At 41.6% G+C, this 22,507-nt stretch carries 22 protein-coding genes and 1 tRNA gene; 19 read left to right on the top strand and 4 right to left on the bottom strand.

The features are described from left to right. The 11 genes from NT178_10085 to rpoC form a co-directional block, all read left to right on the top strand. Nucleotides 1-121 (top strand): elongation factor Tu (locus NT178_10085; GenBank protein ID MCX5812876.1); only part of this gene is annotated, 121 nt, incomplete at its 5' end. Nucleotides 122-133: 12 nt separating this feature from the next. Then, nucleotides 134-283, top strand: coding sequence for a 50S ribosomal protein L33 (rpmG, locus tag NT178_10080; protein ID MCX5812875.1), 150 nt, complete (start codon nt 134-136; stop codon nt 281-283). 2 nt (nt 284-285) lie between these two features. Continuing rightward, nucleotides 286-359: transfer RNA gene (locus tag NT178_10075), tRNA-Trp, on the top strand. A gap of 17 nt (nt 360-376) precedes the next feature. Then, the gene (gene secE, locus NT178_10070; protein ID MCX5812874.1) at nt 377-580 is read left to right on the top strand and encodes a preprotein translocase subunit SecE; all 204 of its coding nucleotides are present in this window, start codon (nt 377-379) and stop codon (nt 578-580) included. 31 nt (nt 581-611) lie between these two features. Beyond that, nucleotides 612-1,145 carry a transcription termination/antitermination protein NusG gene (nusG, locus tag NT178_10065; GenBank protein ID MCX5812873.1) on the top strand — a complete coding sequence of 178 codons (534 nt, stop codon included), beginning with the start codon at nt 612-614 and terminating at the stop codon, nt 1,143-1,145. A 12-nt stretch (nt 1,146-1,157) separates the two neighbouring features. After that, entirely contained in the window at nt 1,158-1,586 is a 429-nt protein-coding gene (gene rplK / locus NT178_10060; GenBank protein MCX5812872.1) for a 50S ribosomal protein L11, read from the top strand. A gap of 95 nt (nt 1,587-1,681) precedes the next feature. Next, nucleotides 1,682-2,386: a 50S ribosomal protein L1 gene (gene rplA, locus NT178_10055; GenBank protein ID MCX5812871.1), complete on the top strand. Its 705-nt coding sequence runs from the start codon at nt 1,682-1,684 to the stop codon at nt 2,384-2,386. 116 nt (nt 2,387-2,502) lie between these two features. Then, nucleotides 2,503-3,024, top strand: a complete 522-nt coding sequence (gene rplJ, locus NT178_10050) for a 50S ribosomal protein L10 (GenBank protein ID MCX5812870.1) — start codon at nt 2,503-2,505, stop codon at nt 3,022-3,024. Nucleotides 3,025-3,038: 14 nt separating this feature from the next. Beyond that, nucleotides 3,039-3,428 (top strand): 50S ribosomal protein L7/L12, encoded by a 390-nt coding sequence (gene rplL, locus NT178_10045; GenBank protein ID MCX5812869.1) that lies wholly within the window; start codon nt 3,039-3,041, stop codon nt 3,426-3,428. A gap of 90 nt (nt 3,429-3,518) precedes the next feature. Further along, nucleotides 3,519-7,637, top strand: coding sequence for a DNA-directed RNA polymerase subunit beta (gene rpoB, locus NT178_10040; GenBank protein MCX5812868.1), 4,119 nt, complete (start codon nt 3,519-3,521; stop codon nt 7,635-7,637). Nucleotides 7,638-7,737: 100 nt separating this feature from the next. Next, complete coding sequence (gene rpoC, locus NT178_10035; protein ID MCX5812867.1) at nt 7,738-11,940, top strand: DNA-directed RNA polymerase subunit beta'; 4,203 nt, start codon at nt 7,738-7,740, stop codon at nt 11,938-11,940. On the opposite strand, the gene ybgF is transcribed toward rpoC, so the two are convergent. From ybgF to NT178_10020, 3 genes are read right to left on the bottom strand one after another with little or no spacing between them, the layout of a single operon-like run. Next, nucleotides 11,917-12,789, bottom strand: a complete 873-nt coding sequence (ybgF, locus tag NT178_10030; protein ID MCX5812866.1) for a tol-pal system protein YbgF — start codon at nt 12,787-12,789, stop codon at nt 11,917-11,919. The two genes, rpoC and ybgF, sit on opposite strands and share 24 nt — an antisense overlap. 3 nt (nt 12,790-12,792) lie before the next feature. Further along, nucleotides 12,793-13,353 (bottom strand): peptidoglycan-associated lipoprotein Pal, encoded by a 561-nt coding sequence (gene pal / locus NT178_10025; protein MCX5812865.1) that lies wholly within the window; start codon nt 13,351-13,353, stop codon nt 12,793-12,795. Nucleotides 13,354-13,412: 59 nt separating this feature from the next. Then, nucleotides 13,413-14,702 carry a TolB family protein gene (locus NT178_10020; protein ID MCX5812864.1) on the bottom strand — a complete coding sequence of 430 codons (1,290 nt, stop codon included), beginning with the start codon at nt 14,700-14,702 and terminating at the stop codon, nt 13,413-13,415. Between the two features lie 301 nt (nt 14,703-15,003). Here NT178_10020 and NT178_10015 point away from each other — a divergent pair, with 301 nt between their 5' ends. The 5 genes from NT178_10015 to NT178_09995 all read left to right on the top strand — a co-directional run bounded on the left by NT178_10015 (nt 15,004) and on the right by NT178_09995 (nt 18,824). Further along, nucleotides 15,004-15,684, top strand: coding sequence for a septal ring lytic transglycosylase RlpA family protein (locus tag NT178_10015; GenBank protein MCX5812863.1), 681 nt, complete (start codon nt 15,004-15,006; stop codon nt 15,682-15,684). 49 nt (nt 15,685-15,733) lie between these two features. Next, on the top strand, nt 15,734-16,951 hold the full coding sequence (locus tag NT178_10010; GenBank protein ID MCX5812862.1) for an MFS transporter: 1,218 nt from the start codon (nt 15,734-15,736) through the stop codon (nt 16,949-16,951). A 97-nt stretch (nt 16,952-17,048) separates the two neighbouring features. Beyond that, nucleotides 17,049-17,441: a DUF948 domain-containing protein gene (locus NT178_10005; protein ID MCX5812861.1), complete on the top strand. Its 393-nt coding sequence runs from the start codon at nt 17,049-17,051 to the stop codon at nt 17,439-17,441. A 19-nt stretch (nt 17,442-17,460) separates the two neighbouring features. Next, nucleotides 17,461-17,769 (top strand): YtxH domain-containing protein, encoded by a 309-nt coding sequence (locus NT178_10000; GenBank protein ID MCX5812860.1) that lies wholly within the window; start codon nt 17,461-17,463, stop codon nt 17,767-17,769. 29 nt (nt 17,770-17,798) lie between these two features. Continuing rightward, nucleotides 17,799-18,824, top strand: coding sequence for an AI-2E family transporter (locus tag NT178_09995; protein ID MCX5812859.1), 1,026 nt, complete (start codon nt 17,799-17,801; stop codon nt 18,822-18,824). A gap of 40 nt (nt 18,825-18,864) precedes the next feature. Here the strand turns inward: NT178_09995 and rpoD are convergent, their stop codons facing one another. Next, a complete protein-coding gene (gene rpoD / locus NT178_09990; protein ID MCX5812858.1) occupies nt 18,865-20,379 on the bottom strand; it encodes an RNA polymerase sigma factor RpoD in 1,515 nt (504 codons plus the stop codon). Between the two features lie 195 nt (nt 20,380-20,574). Here rpoD and NT178_09985 point away from each other — a divergent pair, with 195 nt between their 5' ends. From NT178_09985 to NT178_09975, 3 genes are all read left to right on the top strand, one after another. Further along, on the top strand, nt 20,575-21,021 hold the full coding sequence (locus tag NT178_09985) for a universal stress protein (GenBank protein MCX5812857.1): 447 nt from the start codon (nt 20,575-20,577) through the stop codon (nt 21,019-21,021). A gap of 70 nt (nt 21,022-21,091) precedes the next feature. Continuing rightward, entirely contained in the window at nt 21,092-21,982 is an 891-nt protein-coding gene (locus tag NT178_09980; protein MCX5812856.1) for a ParB/RepB/Spo0J family partition protein, read from the top strand. 81 nt (nt 21,983-22,063) lie between these two features. Continuing rightward, nucleotides 22,064-22,270 (top strand): hypothetical protein, encoded by a 207-nt coding sequence (locus NT178_09975; GenBank protein MCX5812855.1) that lies wholly within the window; start codon nt 22,064-22,066, stop codon nt 22,268-22,270. The last annotated feature ends 237 nt before the right edge of the window (nt 22,271-22,507 follow it).

Below are 22,507 nucleotides of genomic sequence, written 5' to 3'. Positions count from 1 at the left end.
TAATGTAACTATCATTGTTGAGCTTGTTACCCCCATTGCCCTTGAGAAGGAACTCCGTTTTGCTATCAGGGAAGGTGGAAAGACTGTCGGAGCCGGTGTTGTCACTGAGATTATAGAGTAGAGGGGAAAAAAAATGAGGCAACTGGTAATACTTGCATGTTCGGATTGTAAGAACAGGAATTATACAACAACAAGGAATAAACAAAAGACGCCTGATAAGCTTGAAATGAAAAAATATTGCAAGTCTTGTAAGAAACATACATCACACAGAGAGACAAAATAAGAAGGCCAGTAGCTCTAACGGATAGAGCACCGGACTCCAAATCCGGGTGTTGGGGGTTCGAATCCCTCCTGGCCTGTAAATTATGGAGATTTTATGGATGTCAAAGCTAAAGTGGACGGTATCAAGGAATACTTCAGAGAAGTTTATATGGAAGCTAAAAGGGTTACATGGCCGTCGAAAAAAGATGCTGTAAAAGGGACTTATGTAGTTTTGATAACAGTTGCAATTGCGGCTATATTTCTTGGTATTGTCGATGTAGGATTGGCAAAGATTATACAGGTGTTGCTGCGTGGATAATCAAGATAAAAAAATGGAAGTGGAAGAGATAATGGAAAAGAAGTGGTACGTTGTACATACATATTCCGGTTATGAACAGAAAGTGAGAGAAGGCCTGGAAGAGAACATACGGAACGGTAAAATGGAGTTATATTTTGGAGAGATTATTGTACCATCAGAGATTATTATGGAGAGGGTTAAAGGACAGGTTAAGAAGTCTCAGAGGACGGTTTTCCCCGGATATATTATTGTAAATATGGTAATGAACAACGATACATGGTATCTTGTGAGAAATACGCCAAAAGTAACCGGTTTTGTAGGATATGACAAGATGAATCCACCACCTTTACCTGAAAATGAGGTGAATGAAATCCTCAGCGCCATTCAGGAAGGCAAGGGTAAGATTAAGCCGAAAATCAGATTTGAAAAAGGCGACGGCGTTAAGGTAACCGAAGGACCTTTTACAAATTTTACAGGTAGCGTAGAGGAGATAAAACCCGAAAAAGGTAAGGTAAAAGTGCTACTCAATATTTTTGGGAGAACAACCCCGGTTGAGTTGGATTTTATTCAGATAGAGAAAATATAAAGGAGCTGTGAGATGGCAAAAAAAGTTGTGGCTATGGTGAAGTTACAGTTACAGGCAGGTCAGGCGACTCCATCACCACCTGTAGGGCCAGCCCTTGGTCAGCATGGTGTAAATATAATGGAATTCTGTAAGGCATTTAACGAAAGGACTAAATCCCAGGAAGGAACTATTATACCGGCATCGATAACCATTTTTTCTGACAGGACTTTTAGCTTTATTACAAAAACACCTCCTGCCACGTTCCTTATAAAAAGGGCGGCTAAATTGGCTAAAGGAGCCCATAATCCAAAAAAAGAAACGGCTGGAACCATAGCAAAGTCGCAGATAAAAGAGATTGCCCAGTTGAAGATGCAGGATCTGAATGCAAAGGATATTGACGGCGCAATAAAGATTATTGAAGGCAGTTCGAGAAGCATGGGAATAGAGGTTGTGGAAGGATAACGAAGCAGGCGAAAGGCATAAGGCAAAAGGCTAAAGGATTAAACCCTTTGCCCTTTTCCATTAGCTCTTAGCCTAAGATAGAAGGAGTAATGTAAATGGCAAAAGTAGGGAAAAAATATTCAGAGGCACGGAAAAACATAGATAGAGAAAAAAAATATGATATGGATGAAGCCCTTGAACTGCTTCCACAGATTTCTTTTGCAAAGTTTGACGAGACTGTTGAGTTGGCTTGTCGACTCGGCGTCGATCCTAGACATGCCGACCAGATGGTCAGAGGGAGCGTTGCACTCCCTAACGGACTTGGAAAAGAAGTGAAAATAGTTGTTTTTGCAAAGGGCCAAAAGGAGAAGGAAGCAGAGGAAGCCGGTGCAGATTTTATTGGCGCAGAGGATTTGATTGAAAAGATTCAAAAAGGATGGCTGGGTTTTGATAAGGCTGTTGCTACCCCGGATATGATGGGAGCGGTTAGTAAGCTTGGCAAGATACTTGGTCCGAGGGGTCTTATGCCCAATCCGAAAGTAGGGACAGTGACTTTTGATATAGCTAAGACCGTAAAGGAAATGAAAGCAGGAAGAGTGGAATTCAGAGTAGATAAAGCAGGGAATCTCCACGTTCCGGTCGGTAAACTCGGTTTTGGAAAAGAGAAGATAATGGAAAATATTAATTCACTCATCGAAGCTGTTATCAGATTAAAACCACCTTCAAGCAAAGGAGCTTACTTTAAGGGGTTGGCCGTTTGCACAACAATGAGCCCAGGTATAAAAATAGATCCTGCCTATGTGAGGAACTTGACTAAATAGGGAAAGAGTCAGAGAAAGCAGGTGCAAATATGTTAAACGATTACGGCCTGCTGAGACTTTACATTATTTGTCTCCCTGACTTTCCATACATTCTATGAAAGGAGGGATGAAAACCATTGGAAAGAACAAAGAAAAAGAAGGTAGTTGAGGAATTAGGGGCTAAACTCAACCGGATGAATTCCATGTTTATTGCGGAATACAGCGGCTTAAAAGTGTCCCAGATGACAAAGCTCCGAAAAGAGCTGAGAAACGTGGGTGTAGAATTTAGTGTTGTAAAAAACACGCTTTTAAATATTGCATCCGAAGGAACAAGAGCGCAAGCCCTGAAAGACAAATTTTCAGGTCCGAATGCAATTGTATGCATTTATAAGGACCCGGTGAGTGCAGCGAAGACAATAGTTAGTTTTTTGAAAGAGATGCCCCAGCTGAAGTTGAAAGCAGGCTTTCTTGGAGAACAGGTAATAAGACCTGAAGACATTCTGAAGCTTGCTACACTGCCGTCGAGAGAAGTACTTATAGCGAAGCTTCTGGGTTTACTGCAAGGTGTGCCTCAGAGATTCGTGTATGTGCTTTCCGGTAATTTGAATAAACTTATGATAACCTTGAATGCAATTAAAACTAAAAAAGAACAAGCCTGAAGGAGGAATATTAAATGAGCGTTACAAAAGAAGATGTTATACAGTTTATCGAAAACATGACAGTCCTTGAACTCTCTGATTTTATAAAGGTCCTGGAAGAGAAGTTTGGCGTTTCAGCGGCAATGCCGATGATGGCGGCTGCCCCGGCAGGCGGAGGCCAGGCTGCTGCTGCGGAACCGGTAGAAGAACAGACAGAGTTTAACGTTATACTCACAGGATATGAAGCAGAGAAGAAGATACAGGTAATAAAAGTTGTAAGGGCTATTACAAGCCTTGGACTGAAAGAAGCAAAAGACCTTGTCGAAGGCGCCCCAAAACCTGTTAAAGAAGGTGTTTCAAAAGATGAAGCTGCAAATATCAAGAAACAGCTTGAAGAAGTGAGCGCACAGGTAAAAGTAGAGTAATATCGTTAGTATAGAGCATAGAGCAAAGAGCTGAAATTTTCAGCCCTCTGCTCTATGCTCTACGCTAAAAAACAAGGAGTGAATGAAAATATGAGGCAGACTTTCCATAATAGGATATTCAGGAAGAACTACGGTAAGATAAAAGAAGTTCTCGATATTCCCAACCTGATTGAAACCCAGCTTGATTCCTATGAGATTTTTTTACAAAAGGATATTCGGCCGGATAAAAGAGAGAACATGGGACTGCAGGCGGTTTTCAACAGCGTGTTTCCCATAAAAGACTCGCATGAGACTACGACACTCGAATTTGTAAAATACGAAATAGGTGACCCAAAGAATTCAGAAGAGGAATGTATCTTTCGGAGTGTAACATATGCAGCGCCTATGAGAGTTGCTATACGTCTTGTAGTATGGAATGTTGATCCTGATACAAAAATCCGGGATATACGGGCAGTGAAGGAACAGGATGTATATTTCGGTGAGATCCCTCTTATGACCGAAAGAGGAACTTTTATTATAAATGGCACGGAAAGGGTTGTAGTAAGCCAGTTGCACAGATCGCCCGGTGTTTATTTTGATTGTGATCAGGCAAAGTCAACCCTGGGGGGAAGCCTTTCATACAGCGCACGGATAATTCCATACAGAGGCTCCTGGTTAGACTTTGAGTTTGATCATAAGGAGCTTGTTTATGTGAGAATAGATAAGAAGAAAAAGATGTATGTCACGCTGTTTTTAAAAGCGCTTGGATATACCGAAAAAGAGATACTTGATTATTATTATGATAAAGAAACGGTTGTTATAAAGAACGGAAGGTTGTATAAACAAACGCTGCTTGCACTTCTTATAGGGCAGAAAGCGCCTTCCGATATTCTTAATGAAGAGACAAAAGAAGTCATTGTAAAAAAGCATAAAAAAATTACTAAAGCAGTTATTAAAAAAATGGAGTCTGCCAATATAAAAGAAATACCGGTTGAAGAAGGTGATATAATCGGCAAAACTACATCGGAAAATGTTATAGACCCTAAAACAAAAGAGATTTTAATTTCGATAAATAGAGAGATTACAAACGATGATATTGAAAAGATAATAAGCAAAAAAGTGAACAGTTTTGATATCCTTTTTATCGATAATCTGAATGTAAGCGCCTCCTTAAGTAAAACATTACGTGAGGACAGCGTGAATACCAAGGATGAGGCGCTGCTTGGGATATACAGGAAGCTCAGGCCGGGAGATCCTCCTACAACAGAATTTGCTGAAGCCCTTATCCACAATATGTTCTTCAGTCCCGAAAGATATGACCTTTCAAAAGTCGGCAGACTCAAAATCAATCACAGACTTAACCTTGGTATCCCTCTGGAAGAAACGGTTTTAAGGAAAGAAGATATCCTTGAGGTTGTGGGGCATTTACTCAGGCTTAAAGATGCCAGGGGCCCCGGAGACGACATAGATCATCTTGGAAACAGAAGGGTAAGGACAGTGGGAGAGCTTCTTGAAAATCAGTTCAGGATGGGGCTTGTGCGGATGGAAAGAGCTATTAAGGAGAGACTTACATTTCCGGAGATGGAGACATTGATGCCGCATGATCTGGTAAATCCAAAACCTGTTGCGAGTGCGGTAAAAGACTTCTTTTCAAGCAGTCAACTTTCCCAGTTTATGGATCAAACGAATCCACTCAGCGAGATTACACACAAACGTAGATTGAGCGCCCTTGGACCAGGAGGCTTAACTCGTGAAAGGGCGGGGTTTGAGGTCAGGGATGTTCACCCTACACATTATGGAAGAATATGCCCCGTTGAGACTCCTGAAGGTCCGAATATCGGCTTGATAGCCTCACTTTCTACATATGCAAAGGTCAATACCTTCGGGTTTATAGAGACACCATACAGGGAAGTGGTCAACGGCAGGGTAACAAATAAAGTTAAATATCTGAGCGCACTCGAAGAGGAACCGTACTATGTTGCGCAGGCAAACGCACCCATTGATAAGGAGGGAAGGTTTACCGCAGATCTTATAACTGCTCAGAAGGGCGGGGGATTCTATTTGGTAAGCCCGGAAGAGGTAAATTTTATGGATGTCTCCCCGAAGCAGCTTGTAAGCGTCTCCGCATCGCTAATCCCCTTCCTGGAGCATGATGACGCAAACCGTGCGCTTATGGGTTCAAACATGCAGCGGCAGGCAGTGCCGTTGGTTATTACAGAGGCGCCGATTGTTGGAACAGGCATGGAAAAGGTTGTGGGCAGGGATTCGAGAGTGACTATAACAGCAAGGTCTGCCGGTATTGTAAAAAGTGTAGATGCAAACAGGATCATTGTCCAATATGAGGAAAAAGACAAAAATGAAGAACCGACTGTTAAGATAGATGTATACAATCTTCTGAAATTCAGGAGATCAAACCAGGATACCTGTATAAACCAGAGAGCAATTGTGAATGAAGGTGACTATGTAAGCAAGGGAGATGTACTTGCGGACGGGCCTTCTACAGACAGAGGGGAGCTTGCCCTTGGAAAGAATGTGCTGGTAGCGTTCATGCCGTGGAGGGGGTATAATTATGAAGACTCGGTGCTTGTGAATGAACGGCTTGTCAAGGAAGATTTATTTACCTCTATCCATGTTGAGGAGTTGGAGTGTGTTGTAAGGGATACAAAACTTGGTAAGGAAGAGGTTACGAGAGATATACCGAGCATAGGAGATGAAGTCCTTAAAGATCTTGATGAGAGCGGTATTGTAAGAGTTGGTGCAACGGTAAAACCAGGGGATATCCTTGTAGGTAAGGTTACCCCAAAGGGGGAAACCCAGCTTACGCCGGAAGAAAAGCTTCTGCGTGCAATATTCGGTGAAAAAGCAGGCGATGTGAAAGATACATCGCTCAGGGTACCGCATGGCATCGAAGGTATAGTCATTGATGTGAAGGTGCTTTCGAGGAGGGGTATTGATAAGGACGACCGGAGCAGGCTTATAGAAGACATAGAAATATCAAACATTTTAAAGGATCAGGAAGAGCAGGTAAAGATTATTCTGGAGAGTACACAGGAGAAACTGGAGAGCATATTCCTCGGAAAAAAAGCCCCTGTTGATATAAAGGATGATAAGGGGAAGATAGTTATCAAGAAAGGCGAAGTGCTGAATGTAGGAAAAATAGGTTATATGAGCCTTCATAAACTTCAGAGCATTGATTTTGGCGATGATGAACTGGAGGCAAAGATTTCTAAAATTCTTGACAGCAAGGAAAACCAGATTGAGATTATTAAACTTTACTATGAAGACAAGATAAACAAGATTAAGAAAGGCGATGAACTGTCCCCAGGCGTTATCAAAACGATCAAAGTATATGTAGTTATGAAAAGGAAGATCGCTGTGGGTGATAAAATATCAGGCCGTCACGGGAACAAAGGGATTGTATCGATAATTCTCCCTGAAGAAGATATGCCCTTTACGGAAGACGGGACACCGATTGACCTTGTTCTTAATCCTCTTGGTGTTCCATCCCGTATGAATGCAGGACAGATATTGGAGGTACACCTTGGATGGGCTGCCAAAGAGCTCGGCAAGAAGATAGGCGAACTGGTTGATAACTATTACAAGAGTACCTCTTCCCCGAAGGCCATTAAGGCTCAACTGAAAAAGGTTTTCAATCACGGGGAACTCGATAGTTTTATAGATAAGTTGAGCGATGAGGAAATAATAGAGTTGGCAGACAGGATGAGGAACGGTGTTAATGTGGCGGTGCCTGTTTTTGACAGTGCAGACGAGAGCGAGATAAAGGAACTGTTTGAGATGGCGGGATTGTCGGATAACAGACAGGCTCTGCTTTACGATGGCAGAACAGGAGATATGTTTCATCACAAGATTACTATAGGCAACATGTACTTTTTGAAGTTACACCATCTTGTTGACGACAAAATTCATGCCCGCTCCATAGGACCTTATTCTCTTGTTACTCAGCAGCCTCTTGGCGGAAAGGCGCAATTTGGCGGGCAGCGTCTCGGAGAAATGGAAGTCTGGGCCCTTGAGGCATATGGGGCTTCTTATTCTTTGCAGGAATTCCTCACAATTAAATCTGATGATGTAAATGGCAGGATAAGGGCTTACGAAGCTATTGTAAAGGGTGAAGACGTGCTTGAACCAAATCTCCCGGAATCCTTTAATGTATTGGTAAAAGAGCTGGAGGCCTTATGCATAAATGTAGACCTTGTTAGGGAAGAGCAATAAAGGCAATGTTGAATCTTAATTATGAATGTTGAGTTTTTTAAGATTATAATTCAAAATTCAACATTTAAAACTCAAAACCGTTTTATACGGAGGTATAAGATTGGAAGATTACTATAAGGTTTTTGAAAAACAGAAAGACCCTTTGGGATATGCAGCTATCAGGTTATCGCTTGCATCTCCGGAAATCATTGAAAAATGGTCCTGTGGCGAGGTAAAAAAGCCTGAAACAATCAATTACCGGACTTTTAAGCCGGAGAAGGACGGACTATTCTGCGCCAAGATATTTGGTCCTGTAAAGGATTATGAATGCATCTGTGGAAAATATAAGAGAATGAAACACAGAGGTATTATTTGTGAAAAATGCGGGGTAGAAGTCATTCAGTCAAAGGTGAGAAGAGAAAGAATGGGACATATAAAACTCGCATGTCCTGTTGCACATATCTGGTTTTTGAAGAGTATGCCGAGTAAGATCGGAACCTTACTTGAATTAACGATAAAGGAAGTAGAAAGAGTTCTCTATTTTGAGATGTATATTGTCATTGAACCCGGTTCATCTCCATATGAATTTTGTGAATTGATGAATGAGGAGAAATATATAGAGGCAAAGGGAAAGTATGGTGATACATTTGTAGGCGGAATAGGCGCCGAGGCAATGCGAGAATGCTTGAAGAAAATAGATGTAGAGGAACTTACAAAGACACTCAGGATTGATATGCGTGATACGGCAAGCGAGGCAAAGAAGAAGAAGCTTGCGAGAAGACTTAAGGTAGTGGATGCATTCAGGGTTTCAAAAGTAAAGCCTGAATGGATGATACTCGATATTGTCCCGGTGCTTCCACCGGAGCTTCGGCCTCTTGTTCCTCTGGACGGTGGAAGGTTTGCAACTTCAGACTTGAATGACCTTTACAGAAGAGTGATAAACAGGAACAACAGACTGAAAAGATTAATGGAGCTGAATGCACCGGAAATTATTATACGGAACGAAAAAAGGATGCTCCAGGAGGCAGTTGATGCGCTTTTTGATAATTCAAAGCGTGGACGTGTTGTCACAGGGGCAAGCAAGAGACCTCTTAAGTCTTTGAGTGATATGCTCCGGGGTAAACAGGGAAGATTCCGCCAGAACCTTCTTGGGAAAAGGGTAGACTACTCCGGCAGGTCTGTTATTGTAGTAGGCCCTCATTTGAGGCTCCACCAGTGTGGTCTCCCTAAATCCATGGCTCTGGAGCTTTTCAAACCCTTTGTGTATAACAGATTGATAAAGAAAGGGTTTGCTACAACAATTAAGAACGCAAAAAAGATTGTTGAAAAAGAGAGGCCCGAGGTCTGGGATGTCCTTGAAGAGGCGATAAAGGAACACCCTGTGCTTTTAAACAGGGCTCCAACATTACACCGGCTTGGGATTCAAGCCTTTGAACCGCAACTTATTGACGGAAAGGCAATCCAGTTGCATCCTCTTGTATGCACAGCCTATAATGCTGATTTTGACGGAGACCAGATGGCGGTTCATATCCCGCTTTCGATTGAGGCGCAGACTGAAGCGCGGGTACTCATGATGTCAACGAACAATATTCTTTCGCCTGCAAACGGGAAGCCTATTATCGTTCCCACGCAGGATATTGTACTCGGTCTTTACTATCTAACGATCGAAAGAAAGTATGTAAAAGGTGAAGGGAAAATATTTGCTGATCCCGAGGAGGTGAACATTGCCTATGACTGCGGGGAAATGGATTTGCACGCACGGATAAAGGTGAGATTGGACGGAGGAAAGCTTATTGATACAACTGTCGGTAGGGTCATATTGAGGGATGTTATTGAAAATGCCCTGATGGAACTCAATGCAGATCAGCGAACGTTGATTATGAACGAAATGTTTGAACTGATCAACAAGGTGATGGACAAGAAAACAATAGCCCAGCTTGTTGATAAATGTTACCGGGTAGCCGGGGAGAAGGGTACGGTAATCCTTTCCGATAGATTAAAAGATCTGGGTTTTTATTATGCAACAATGGGCGGCATTTCCATCTCGATAGACGATATGATAGTTCCAGCTAACAAACAGGAGCTTATTGAAAAGGCATACGATGAAGTTCGCATTGTTCAGAAACAGTATGCTGAAGGGTTGATTACCGATGGTGAGCGATATAATAAGGTTATCGATATATGGGCGGATGTAACCGAAAGAATTGCAGATGAGCTTATGAGGGAACTTGGTACTGAAAAGGTTATAAGTCCTGACGGAAAGGTAGAATATCAGAATAGCCTGAACCCTATATTTATAATGGCAAATTCCGGTGCAAGAGGCAACGCTCAGCAGATTAGACAGCTTGCGGGTATGAGGGGGCTTATGGCAACGCCTTCCGGCGAGATTATTGAAACGCCGATTACGAGTAATTTTAGAGAAGGATTAACCGTTCAACAGTACTTTATATCCACCCATGGCGCACGGAAAGGCCTGGCCGATACTGCCCTCAAGACGGCAAATTCAGGATATCTCACTAGGAGGCTTGTTGATGCTTCCCAGGATGTGGTGGTATCGGAACATGACTGCGGTACTTTTGACGGAATAGAAGTCGGTTCGCTGATAGAAGGCGGTGAGGTAATTGAACGTCTTGATACGAGGGTCCTCGGAAGGGTCGTGCTTGAAGACCTGAAAGACCCTGACGGAGAGATTATAGTTAGAAGAAATGAAGAGATTCGCGAAGAACACCTGAAGAAGATCGAGGAAGCCAGCTTTGAAAAGATAAAGATCCGTTCTGCTCTTACCTGCAGATCAAAGCGCGGCATCTGTGTGCTTTGTTACGGAAGAGATCTTGCACGAGGCCGTCTTGTAAGCATCGGCGAGGCGGTAGGCATTGTTGCTGCCCAATCTATCGGGGAACCGGGGACACAGCTTACAATGAGAACATTCCATATCGGTGGGGCGGCATCCCGAAGGGTAGAGCAATCTACCTTAGAAGCAAGAAATGACGGGTATGTAAAGTTATTAAATGTAAAGTTAGTAAATAACAGGGAAGGCGTTCCTGTTGTGATGAACAGAAACGGCGAGATTTCTATTGTAGATGAAGCAGGCAGGGAAAGAGAAAGATATGCCGTCATATATGGAGCCAGGCTTGTTTATGGTAATATTGAAGGCACCATACAACCCGACTTTGCTGAAATAAAGGAAAAAGGACAGTATATCAAGGAAGGCCAGATTCTGGCCGAATGGGATCCTTATACAATTCCGATTCTTTCGGAGGTATCCGGAAAAATCAAATTTGGGGATATTGTTGAAGGTGTGACGATGCAGGAGAGCAAAGACGAGATATCTGGGCTTTCTTACAGAGTCGTTATGGAGCCAAGGGATCAGGACCTGCGGCCACGCATATCAATAAAGGATGATAAGGGCAAAACGATTAATATACCCGGCAGCACGAGTCCTGCCCGTTATATTTTGCCTATCGGAGCGCATATTATTGTAAATGAAGGAGATGAAATCCACGCAGGCGATGTTGTGTCGAAAATACCGCGAGAAACTACTAAGACAAAGGATATTACCGGCGGTCTCCCAAGGGTTGCAGAACTTTTTGAGGCAAGAAGACCGAAAGAAAATGCAACGGTAGCCGAGGTAAACGGGTTTGTTTCCTTCGGTAAGACCACAAAGGGCAAAAGGGAGATATTCGTAAAACCCGAAAGAGGCGAGCCGATAAAATATATAATCCCGAGAGGTAAACATATAGTTGTCCATGAAGGGGATTATGTTAAGGCAGGAGAACCGTTGATGGACGGTCCGGTAAGTCCTCACGATGTGCTCCGCATACTCGGCATCAAAGCCCTTGCCCGTTACCTTGTAGACGAGATCCAAGAGGTTTATCAGCTGCAGGGCGTGAAGATAAATGACAAGCATATAGAAATTATCGTAAGGCAGATGCTTAAGAGGGTAAGGATAAGAGATGTGGGTGATACGAATTTCATCATTGATGAGCCTGTTGAATGGTGGGTATTTGAAGAAGAAAACAAACGGGTTTTGGAAACAGGTGGAAAACCTGCCAAAGCAGAGCCGCTATTTTTAGGGATTACAAAGGCATCTCTTATTACGGACAGTTTTATCTCGGCAGCAAGTTTTCAGGATACTACGAAGGTTCTCACGCAGGCCGCAATAGAAGGGCGGGTGGATTACCTGAGAGGACTGAAGGAGAACGTGATTATGGGAAGAATCATCCCTGCCGGAACAGGCTATTCAAGATACAAAAACTATGATATGGCCGTTCTTGAAAAGCTGGACGAGGACACGGAAAAATTACCTGAGGCCGAGGTTTCTTAATTTTCTCTCTGCTATAGCAGCCTCTTCTGTTTTCGGATAGAGTTCTATGACCTTCTTCAGGACGGTTTTAGAACTCTTTGGGTCTTTAATGATGCCGAAGGCTTCTGCCTGTGATAGAAGCGCCCTTGAGGCCTTGTCGCTCTTGGGGTATTTATCAATCACTTCCTGGAAGTTGACAATTGCTTTCTCATAGTTTTTAAGATTCAGATAGCTTTCTCCCAGCCAGTAGTATGCATTTGAAATGAGGGGTGTTCCAGGATAGACATTGATAAAATCTGAAAATTTGACGGCTGCCTCTTCGTAAGCGCCTTGCTGAAATTTATCAAAGGCTTCTTTGTATGTGGTTTCATATTTCGGATCAACAATTTCCTTAATAATTGATGTCTGTGTTGGATTATCTATGATCGGCGGCTTGACGTTTCCGGTTTTTAATGCACTAATCTCTGCTTTGGTGTCTTTCCAATATGTCTGAAGCTGATGGTCCAGTTCTTCAATCCTCCCTAATAATGTCCGGTTTTTATCATCTCTGTTTTCAACTGATGTGGACACTCCCATAAGCTGCTTCCTCAAGCTTTCCTGTTCTTTTGCAATAGCGAACAATTTAGTATTTGTTTCACCCTTGAGTTGGTTAAGATCGTTTGATATTGAAATTATGTTGCTTTTCAGTATTGTTATTTCGTCTGTTGAGGCACAACCGAACAGAGAAAGGGTAATTGTGAAAACGATGCTAAAAAAGAGAAGATGAAAGGTGAAAGGTGAGAGCTTGCAGGAAAGGAATGATGTTTTTTGTTTTTTCGAATCCAACATCCGACATCCGACATCCAAAATTTTATTTAATGATGTTCCCATAATCTACCCCTTTTGATCAATTCTAAAGCTTGCCCGTCTGTTTTTTGCCCAGGCATCTTCTCCATGACTTGAATCAGCGGGAAGCTCTTTCCCGAAAGATATTGCCTTGATGCTTGCTTCTTCCACACCCAGTTTAATCAGATAGTTTTTTACTACCTCGGCCCTTTTTTGGCCAAGGGCAAGGTTATATTCAATAGTTCCTCTTTCGTCGCAATGCCCTTCAATGGTTACTTTTATGTTCTTGTATTGTTTCAACCAATTCCCAATCTCGTTTAATTTTGGAAAGTAGTCTGATTTGATTATGTAGCTGTCAAATTCAAAATAAATATCTTTGAGAGGAGAGCTTTTCTTAATTTCTTCAAGTGACCATTCTCTTGCTTTATCTCTTCGTGCAAGCTCTTCTTCGGTAATATCCGTTTTTTTATTGCGATCTTTAAGTATATCCTCTCCTCTCTGAAGTGCCTGGACCTGTTTCTGCTCTGTCGGCGATAGCTGGACTGCTTTTTGGGCGCACCCATAACTTATTAAGATTGCAAAAGCAAAAAAAATTGTTAAATATTTCATGTTGCCTCCTTCTCATGTTGACGGACAGGTTTTATGTATCCCATAAGACCTGTATTTATTTACGGTGCAAATTTGGGTTGCGTCTCTTCGCCGTCGGTAAATTTCAGCATTTTCTTGTTTTCACCATTGGATAGCATTAAATATATATTATATTTCCCACCCTTATTTGACGAGTATATGATATACCTTCCGCATGGTGAAAATTGGGGGGAATCGTTTATGCCGCCGACTGTTAAAACGCGCTGGTTTGAACCATCAAGATTCATTGTGCATATCTCGAAAGCCCCCTCGAACTTGGCAACAAAAACGATCAGGTCGCCCTTTGGCGATAAAGCCGGTGAAGTATTGTAGGTGCCTGAATATGTCAGCCTTTTTGGGCTGCCGGAAGGCAAATCTTTTATAAAAATCTGGGCGGACCCGTGCATATCGGACACAAAAACCATTTTTGTACCATCTTGTGTCAAAGACGGTGATGTTGCTATCCCGTCGTTTCTCTGAACAGTATTTTTATCCTTATTTTCAACATTAAGTGTATATATAGTTGAATACCTCCCCGAAGTATGTGAGTATCCGAAGGTTGTATCCCCTATCCATGCTGTTCCGGTCTTCATCCCATCTGCCCGGTCCGTGTATACCTCTTTGTTTTTCTCAATGTCCATAATATAAAGGTTGGGCTTGCCTTCCTTGTATGAAGTATATGCAAGATACCTGCCGTTAGGGGATATTGAGGGGGATAATGTAATATTCCGGTAGTTTGTCAGCCTTTTCAGGTTAGATCCGTCAATATCAGCCATATAAATATCTTTCCGGTTTTTGCCTCCCGAGGCAAAGACGATCTTTGAACTCATAATGCCTTTTTCACCGGTAATGGCGAGCATGATATCGTCTGCCAGCCTATGAACGATTTTTCTCCAATCTTCTGTCTTAGTTCTATAGCGTTTTGCAAGCATTAAAGCTCCGTCGAGCGTATCGTAAACAAATGCTTCGAGTACCAGATCATCGTTTATTTTCTGAATTTTCCCTTTGCATAGCAGTTCAATACCGATCGATTTCCAATTACTGAATTTTATTTCCTGTTTTTCAATACCTTCATCGGTAAGCTCCTTGTCCATTAAAGATTGTGGGGCTACAATGAAAAACCCGGACATATCAAGGTCTTTATTCAAAAGTTCGCTCATGTCCATCCTTGACCTGTCTATATTTTCGTCTTTAAAAGGCGGTACGCCTATTGTTATTTTCTTAAAGCTCTTCCCGAAAATATCAAGATATACCTTTGCATGAGCCATAGTTGCTGTAAAGAGGAGTGCTATCATGACTAATGCGATGAGTGTCATCCTGTGTTTTGTCATTCTTTCTTCTCCATTTATTTCTTAACAATTTGTTATTCATTATGAGGCGAGTATTTTATGGATTATATTCTCCTACATGCGCCAAATAATAAATATGACATATCTTACTCTAATTCAAGAAAAATAAACAATATTGCTGAAAAAGGCTGAAATATCTGATTACAAACTATGAAATAATTGCTTGCGCTATATTATTTGGAATTATTTTATTGAACATATAAATATGATACTCTATGTTTTAACAATGATCAGGATTACTTCAATGCAAGGTATGTTAAACTTCAGGGTTAAGCGACATTGCATGTTTGTTGCGTTAATGTTCTTTTCCTGCCTTATCCTTGGAGGTTGCTGGGCTATTACAGCCCCATACAATGTAGTCAAGGGAACCGTAAAGGGCACCTATTATGTGGTAAAAGGAACCTATAATCTCACTGCGGGCACAACGAAAATCATATACAATATTGGGGCCTTTACCTTCACGGTAGTAAAGGCGCCCCTTGACTGGGCACTTGTTAACGAGGATATTGACAGCATCGACGGCCTGCCTCCCAAAGAGGCCATTCGCCATGACCGGGTAAAAAATGCACCCTATACCGTTAAAGGCAGAAAATATTATCCCATGTCTGTTGAACAATCCACCTCTTATGAAGAAACGGGTATAGCATCGTGGTATGGCTATGAAACTGTGCGGCAAAAAGGAGGCCGTATGACTGCCAATGGCGAGGTTTTTAACCCGGAGTGGCTGACGGCGGCGCATAAGTATCTGCCCCTGCCGACTCATGTCAAGGTTACCAATTTGGAGAACAACCGCTCAATCATTGTGAGAGTGAATGATCGGGGACCCTTTCCCAGTGATCGTAATCCGGATTCTGTCAACAGGATCATTGATGTTTCTTCCGGTGCTGCAAAGAAACTTGGTTTTTATAAAAAAGGTCTTGCCAAGGTTAAGGTTGAAACGATAGAGTTGAGAGAAGAAAGTTGACGGAAATTAATGATGAAATTTAAGAATGAAAAAGAGGAGGGATCGAGATATGAATAAAAAACATTATGCATGGATTATTGCATTTACAGGAACTCTTGTAACAATCCTTGCCCATGGGTTTGGCAGGATGTCATATTCTGTCATACTGCCATCTATGAAGGACGGTCTCTCTCTTAATTATACCCAGATTGGTCTTATCGGAACGGGAAATTTTATAGGTTATCTTTCCCTTGCAATAATCGGCGGTTTTCTTGCAGCCCGTTTCGGAGTAAGGAGGGTGGTTTTTGTATCCCTTATTATTATAGGTATTGCCCTATTTTTAACAGGTTTCTCCGAATCGTTCCTGTTTGCTTTTATCATGCGGTTGTTTGCAGGGGCAGGAAATGGCAGCAGTTACGTCCCTATTATGGCATTGCCTGCTGCCTGGTTTGCTGCAAAAAACAGGGGGCTTGCAACAGGTATAGTTTCAGGCGGAATAGGTGTTGGCCTTTTCCTGTCAGGAGTTATTATTCCACCGGTTATTACACATTTTGGTCACGATGGATGGAGATATGCCTGGTTTTTTATGGGGATTGCAGTATTTGTTCTTGCTTTTGTCTGTTACGCTTTTTTAAGGAACAACCCGAAAGAAAAGGGACTTTCCATGTATGGGGGTGATGAAGAACAAAAAGGCGGGGTCAAAGTTACACTTTTTTCTGCATGGAAGGATATTATCAGAGAACCCGAGATATGGAAGCTTGGCTGTGTCTATTTCATGTACGGCTTTTCTTATATCATATACCTCACATTTTTTATCGCATATTTAACAAAAGAGATCGGGATTTCACCCTCAACATCAGGGGCGATATTTGCCGTGCTTGGCGTCTTCAGCATTTTTTGCGGTGTTGTGTGGGGAAGCATATCTGATGTCCTAGGAAGAAGATATGGTTCAATGCTTGCCTATATAACCCTTACAATATCTTATCTTATCTTCGCTTTTTACAAAGTTGAAGCCGGTTTTTACCTCTCTGCTTTTGTATTCGGAATATCTGCCTTTTCAATACCTACCATTATGGCTGCCGCTGCAGGTGATGCAGTCGGAGGCAAACTTGCACCTGCAGGGCTTGGCTTTATCACGCTTTTTTTCGGCGTGGGGCAGGCGTTGGGTCCGGCAATTGCAGGGTGGATTAAGGATACAACGGGAACATTTACGAATGCATTTATCCTCTCTGCCATTGTGTCGCTTGTTGGTGCGGTGGGTTCGCTCATATTAAGGAAAAAGGCATAAAGATTAATAACACGTATTTTTTTGCTTAACAAATTTGCTGATAATGTTATAATTAAACAAGGAATGTAAAAAGGATTATATTTATGGGGGAATCATTATGAGCAACATCTTTTTTGGTATAATAACTCTCTCAATTGTTGCAGCAGCCTGTGTCTTTGTTTATGTTATGATTGAGGTAAGAGGAACAGTAAAGGCTATAAAGGAATTTTTGAAGACCACGGAAGATAGCCTGAATCCAACGCTTGAGGAGCTACGAAAGAGCCTGAAGAGCATGAGAAACGTGACTGATAATGCAACAGCTATTACAGAAGATGTAAGAACTCTTTCGGCATCGGTAAGAGAAGTCGGTAAGGATATAATGCACGTAAGTAAGCTTGTGAGTGGCGCGGCCTCATCCCCGTTTTTTTGTATACCCGGTTTAAAGGCAGGGATAAAAGCTGGTATAGGAGCTATTGTAAAAGGTGTTTTAAGTAAAAAGGCAAAAGCCTAATTAAGAGGAGGAACAACATATGGCAGAGGAAGGAAAAGATTTTAGCGCTGGTTCAATGCTCCTTTCATTTTTTCTGGGAGGGCTGGTAGGTGCAGGCATTGCACTGCTGATAGCTCCTAAAGCAGGTGAAGAAACGAGAAAGATGATAAAAGATCTGGCAGAGGATGCAAAGAAAAGGACAGAGGAATATTTTGAAGAGGCCAAAAGCAAGGCGACTTCTGCAGTGGAGAAAGGAAAGGAATTCATAGAAAAAGAGAAGAATATTTTCGGTTCGGCTATAGAAGCCGGCAAGGAAGCGTACGAAAAAGAGAAGGAGAAAACAGCGTAGCAACGAATAGATTTTATAACATTGTTTTAATTTTTCTTGTTACTGTCCTGGGTTATTTAAGCTACAGGATTTTAGCACCTTTTCTATCTGCCGTGGCGTGGGCCATTGTGCTATCAATAGTATTTTATCCACTGTACAGCCTTTCCCTTAAGTTAGTGAAGTGGAAATACGCAGCTTCTTTTTTTACCCTTTGCATGATACTCCTTTTGATCTTTGGCCCCTTCTCTTATTTTTCTTATCTGCTTACCCAGGAATTGAACTCCCTGATAGAGTATATTAAAGCCGGTAAGTTTGATACGATAGACAAGATACTTCAACACCCCGGCATAAGAAAGATTGTTTATAAGATATTGTCATTATTAAATATGTCGGAAGGAGATCTCCAAAATACTATTACAAACAACGTATCCGAACTGGGGAGGCAATCTATCGTTATTATTAAAAGCGGAATAGGCAATGTTGCAACAGCCGCAATAGATTTTGTTTTTATGCTTCTGTCTACCTTTTTCTTTCTTGAAGACGGCCCGGCATTTCTGGAGAAATTCAGCAGCTATATGCCGTTTTCAAAAAAAGAGAGGGAAAAACTTACGAAACAGGTGAGAGACATCGTTATATCAACGATTTACGGGGGAATTACAGTTGCAATAGTCCAGGGATTGATCGGTGGGATTACACTATCTCTACTTGGAGTGCATTCTCCTGTCGTATGGGGGTTGGCAATGTTTATCACCTCGTTTATCCCGTTATTGGGTACACTTGTGGTATGGGGTCCCATAGCCGGTTACCTTTTTTTTCAGGGGCTTTTTCTCAAGGGCGTTATTCTGGTCCTTGTCGGTATATTCGGGATAAGTATGGCAGACAACATCCTGAGACCTCTCATAATTAAGGGCAAAATGAAGATGCCTACTCTTGTTATCTTTTTCAGTATACTCGGCGGCATAAAACTGTTCGGCTTTATAGGATTTATCATGGGACCGCTTGTATTGGCATTATTTATGTCGATAGTCGAGGTCTTCCGGTACTCGGAGGAACGGACATCGGGTGATGGAAACTGAACTTTCGATGAAACCGAACTGTCCTTGCATGTAGAAGGATTTACTCCAGGAAGCTTTCCAGCCTTTTCCGTCTTGATGGGTGCTTCAGTTTTCTTAAAGCCTTAGCCTCTATCTGCCTGATCCTCTCTCTTGTGAGTCCGAAAACCTCTCCAACCTCTTCAAGGGTATAGTCGGTTTTTTCCCCTATACCGAGCCTCATCCTGATTACCTTTTCTTCTCTTGGTGTAAGGGTTGACAGAACTTTATCTATCTCTTCTTTCATAGAGATGCCTACAAGTTCCATAAAAGGCGAAGGAGATTTCGGGTCGGCTATAAAATCGCCGAGCTTGGATTCATCATCTCCGATCGGGGTTTCAATGGATATAGGTTCGTTAGAGACCTTCATGATTTTTCTCACCTTTTCGAGGGGAAGCCCGGCTTTGTTAGAAATTTCATCAAGATTCGGTTCTCTGCCGAGTTCCTGAAACAGGGATATGGTGACCTTGGTAATTTTGTTCATTGTTTCAAGCACGTGGACAGGGACCCTGATTGTTCTTGCATAATCGGCAATAGCCCTCGTAATTGCCTGTCTTATCCACCATGTCGAATATGTAGAAAACTTGTACCCCTTTTGATAGTCATACTTCTCTGCGGCCTTCATGAGGCCCATATTCCCTTCCTGAATAAGGTCGAGAAAAGAAAGACCTCTATTCAGGTATTTTTTTGCAATATTAATAACAAGTCTTAAATTTGCCTGAATAAGCCTGTTTTTAACAATCTTTAAACCGTTCTCTATCTCGCCTATCTCCATCAGTTTGAGTTTTACGGTCTTCGCTTCGTTCACATCCATGAACCTTTGTTGCTTCGCGATCTTTCTTATGACCTCTTCAAGGATCTTCTTGTTCAACTTAAGACTGACCAGTGTTTCCTCAATTTTACTGTCGATAGCCTTGAGCTTTTTCTCTAATTGTTTTTTGTTCTGCTCATCGGCCTTCGGCAATTTCTTTCTTAATTCCTCTTTTTTATCAAAGAGACTTTTTACGTTGTTTATTAAAGTGATAGCCTTTTTCTTATATTTTTCTTCATCTTTTTTTGTATAATTTATCTCATCAATATTCTTGATGACATCAATAATGCTGATAGTCTCTTTTCTAAGCTGTGACCCTATCTCCTGGAGTTCGTGAACAGACTGAGGCAGGTCAAATAAAAGATTTCTTATCTTCTTTTCGCCTTCTTCTATCTTCTTTGCTATCATATACTCTTCGTCGGATGTTAGGAGGGATACCCTGCCTATATCTTTTAAGTATGCCCATATGATGTTATCCGTTCTTTCCGACGGAAATTTATCTGCCTCTCCCCACTCCTGTGCCTCCTCCTCCGGTGTCTCAATCTTCTCTTTTATTGTTTCAACGATATCTATATTTGATTCGGAAAGAAAATCGAATATATCTTCTATGTCTTCAGGCGAAAATATATTTTGCGGCAAGAAATCGTTTATTTCATCAGGCGTGAGATATCCCTTTTCCATGCCGATATCAATAAGATGTTTTATTTCCGTGAAATTTTTTATGCTCATGTTAACCCCAAAATGTAAAGAATGCCCTTTCATTCACAAAAGGGCATTCATGGCTCTTTATCAGATATCTTTATAATGTTTAACTATAACAACAATATAACGTTTAGTCAAGCCAGTTTTGAAATGGTACAGAAAGTATTTGACTAAACATAAAATACCATATATAAAAAACAATAAAATATTATGGAGGTTGACATGTTCAAAAAAATTGTTTGCCCGATAGATTTTTCTGAATTTACAAATGATATTATCAAATATGCCGTCAGTTTAGCAAAAAAATATGATGCAGAACTCCATTTTTTCCATGTAATACCGAATCTGAATTACTTTACCCCATACGAATCTTTCCTTACCCCTGAGAACCTTGTTTTAATCGAAAAAAATATAGAAAAAGAGGTGGAAAAAGACTTTGAAAAGATAATAAAAGGGATTGATATATCAGTGATAAAAGTCATTAAAACGGGTGTCACATTTATTGAAATTATAGATTATATAAAAGAAGAAAACATCGATCTTGTGGTTATGGGGACGCATGGAAGGAGCGGTATTGAGCATATCCTGATAGGGAGCGTTGCTGAGAAGATTCTAAGAAGATCACCATGTCCTGTCCTCATAATAAGACCAAAAGGAAAAGCACTTTAATAAGCCGTAAACTAAAAAAAGGGGGGGATTAGCAATGGCCGCGTAGAAGAAGACTGAAAGTCCGGAATTTTTGTACCTGCCTCTGGAAAGCATTATTGTGGAAGAACAGATTCGGTCAGGTATTGATACGGAGAGTGAATCCTTCAAGGCTCTTATGGAGTCCATTAAAGACCGGTGCGTTCTTGAACCTGTCCTTGTAACACCTAATGACGATAAATACCTGCTCCTCTGCGGAGAACGCTGTTATCTTGCTGCCTCAAAGCTTGAACTCCCATCTATTCCGGCACGTATCATCAATACAATCACCCAAAAAGATGAAATCCTTGCATATCAGTTGACGGAAAACCTCCAACGGGAAGACCTTAATCCCATTGACCAAGCAAAGGGGATATTGGCATATATTAAGGCGAAACATCCCGACAAGGGGTATGATGAGGATGGGGTGATGAGTATATTGATGAGCTTCAATCGAAGGCCCGAAGACCTGCCGGAAGAAATTGCTAACACTGTGATAGCAATTTCTGAAATCGTCGGAAAGTCAATAATGACGCTGCATCGCACGGTTTCACTTTTAAAACTTTCTTCTGAGATTCAAGCCGAAATCCGGGCAGGGAACCTCCCTGTTTCCCAGGGGTATCTCTTCGCTGCAAACCCTGATTGCCCTGATCTTAAAAAGATATTCACGGATATCATAAAGACACCGGTAACTAATGCCACATTGGAAAGAATGTTCACCGCATACAAAAATGTCAAACCTGACCCCGGCAAAACGAAGCCCATACCTGTGAAAAAGTATGTTGCCGGTCTTGCATCTATGAAAACAGGTTTTGAGAAAGACCTTGGAACCTATGTAAGGGAAGATGTTGAAAAATTTCTCTATGAACTGCAGGTTTTCTGTGATTATGTGCAACAACAGATACCTATAATCCCATACGGCAAAAAAAGACCGCCACAAGTGTGAGAGTACTTCACGCGCCTTCGATTTGAGGGAAGAGGGGATTAGCACGTCGGCGCAAAAGAGCCCGTATCGCGGGTATCATAAATGGACGACGAAACTGGCAGGGTGTCGAACCTGAAAGTGCAGCGGGATTACTACAATGCTATTGAGCTGGTCATGCAGCGGAGTCAGGCAGAAGGCAGGGATTTACTCCAAAAAAGACTGAATATGGCGAATGATCATATGCTATATTTACAAGAAGAAGATACTTTTGAGGGAAAGAAAAACATACAAAAGGAAAACAGGATGTAAGTAACCAATATTAAGAGAGAAAGTAGGATTTGTTACGTATAGCTTCCTGCAACTGAGTATTTGTATTTCTTGACTCATATGCAACATTTCTCTCCGTATTCGATAATATACCTGTATGTTTAGCTTGAAAATAGATAGAAATTGCAGGATGATAATAGGCTTGGCACATTTGTTAAGAGAGGTTTATAATACTCCTGTATGAAACTGGCACTCATTTTAGCCGCTGTAGGCCAATGG

This window comes from Pseudomonadota bacterium (assembly GCA_026388255.1).
GTDB lineage: Bacteria > Desulfobacterota > Syntrophorhabdia > Syntrophorhabdales > Syntrophorhabdaceae > JAPLKB01.
This window is presented reverse-complemented; position numbering and strand designations above follow the sequence as displayed.

Bases quoted from the DNA above. Each gene is read 5' to 3' on its own strand.
- rpmG (MCX5812875.1), top strand. From the start codon at position 134: ATGAGGCAACTGGTAATACTTGCATGTTCGGATTGTAAGAACAGGAAT.
- secE (MCX5812874.1), top strand. From the start codon at position 377: ATGGATGTCAAAGCTAAAGTGGACGGTATCAAGGAATACTTCAGAGAA.
- nusG (MCX5812873.1), top strand. From the start codon at position 612: ATGGAAAAGAAGTGGTACGTTGTACATACATATTCCGGTTATGAACAG.
- rplK (MCX5812872.1), top strand. From the start codon at position 1,158: ATGGCAAAAAAAGTTGTGGCTATGGTGAAGTTACAGTTACAGGCAGGT.
- rplA (MCX5812871.1), top strand. From the start codon at position 1,682: ATGGCAAAAGTAGGGAAAAAATATTCAGAGGCACGGAAAAACATAGAT.
- rplL (MCX5812869.1), top strand. From the start codon at position 3,039: ATGAGCGTTACAAAAGAAGATGTTATACAGTTTATCGAAAACATGACA.
- rpoB (MCX5812868.1), top strand. From the start codon at position 3,519: ATGAGGCAGACTTTCCATAATAGGATATTCAGGAAGAACTACGGTAAG.
- ybgF (MCX5812866.1), bottom strand. From the start codon at position 12,789: ATGGGAACATCATTAAATAAAATTTTGGATGTCGGATGTCGGATGTTG.
- pal (MCX5812865.1), bottom strand. From the start codon at position 13,353: ATGAAATATTTAACAATTTTTTTTGCTTTTGCAATCTTAATAAGTTAT.
- NT178_10020 (MCX5812864.1), bottom strand. From the start codon at position 14,702: ATGACAAAACACAGGATGACACTCATCGCATTAGTCATGATAGCACTC.
- NT178_10015 (MCX5812863.1), top strand. From the start codon at position 15,004: ATGTTTGTTGCGTTAATGTTCTTTTCCTGCCTTATCCTTGGAGGTTGC.
- NT178_10010 (MCX5812862.1), top strand. From the start codon at position 15,734: ATGAATAAAAAACATTATGCATGGATTATTGCATTTACAGGAACTCTT.
- NT178_10005 (MCX5812861.1), top strand. From the start codon at position 17,049: ATGAGCAACATCTTTTTTGGTATAATAACTCTCTCAATTGTTGCAGCA.
- NT178_10000 (MCX5812860.1), top strand. From the start codon at position 17,461: ATGGCAGAGGAAGGAAAAGATTTTAGCGCTGGTTCAATGCTCCTTTCA.
- rpoD (MCX5812858.1), bottom strand. From the start codon at position 20,379: ATGAGCATAAAAAATTTCACGGAAATAAAACATCTTATTGATATCGGC.
- NT178_09985 (MCX5812857.1), top strand. From the start codon at position 20,575: ATGTTCAAAAAAATTGTTTGCCCGATAGATTTTTCTGAATTTACAAAT.
- NT178_09975 (MCX5812855.1), top strand. From the start codon at position 22,064: ATGGACGACGAAACTGGCAGGGTGTCGAACCTGAAAGTGCAGCGGGAT.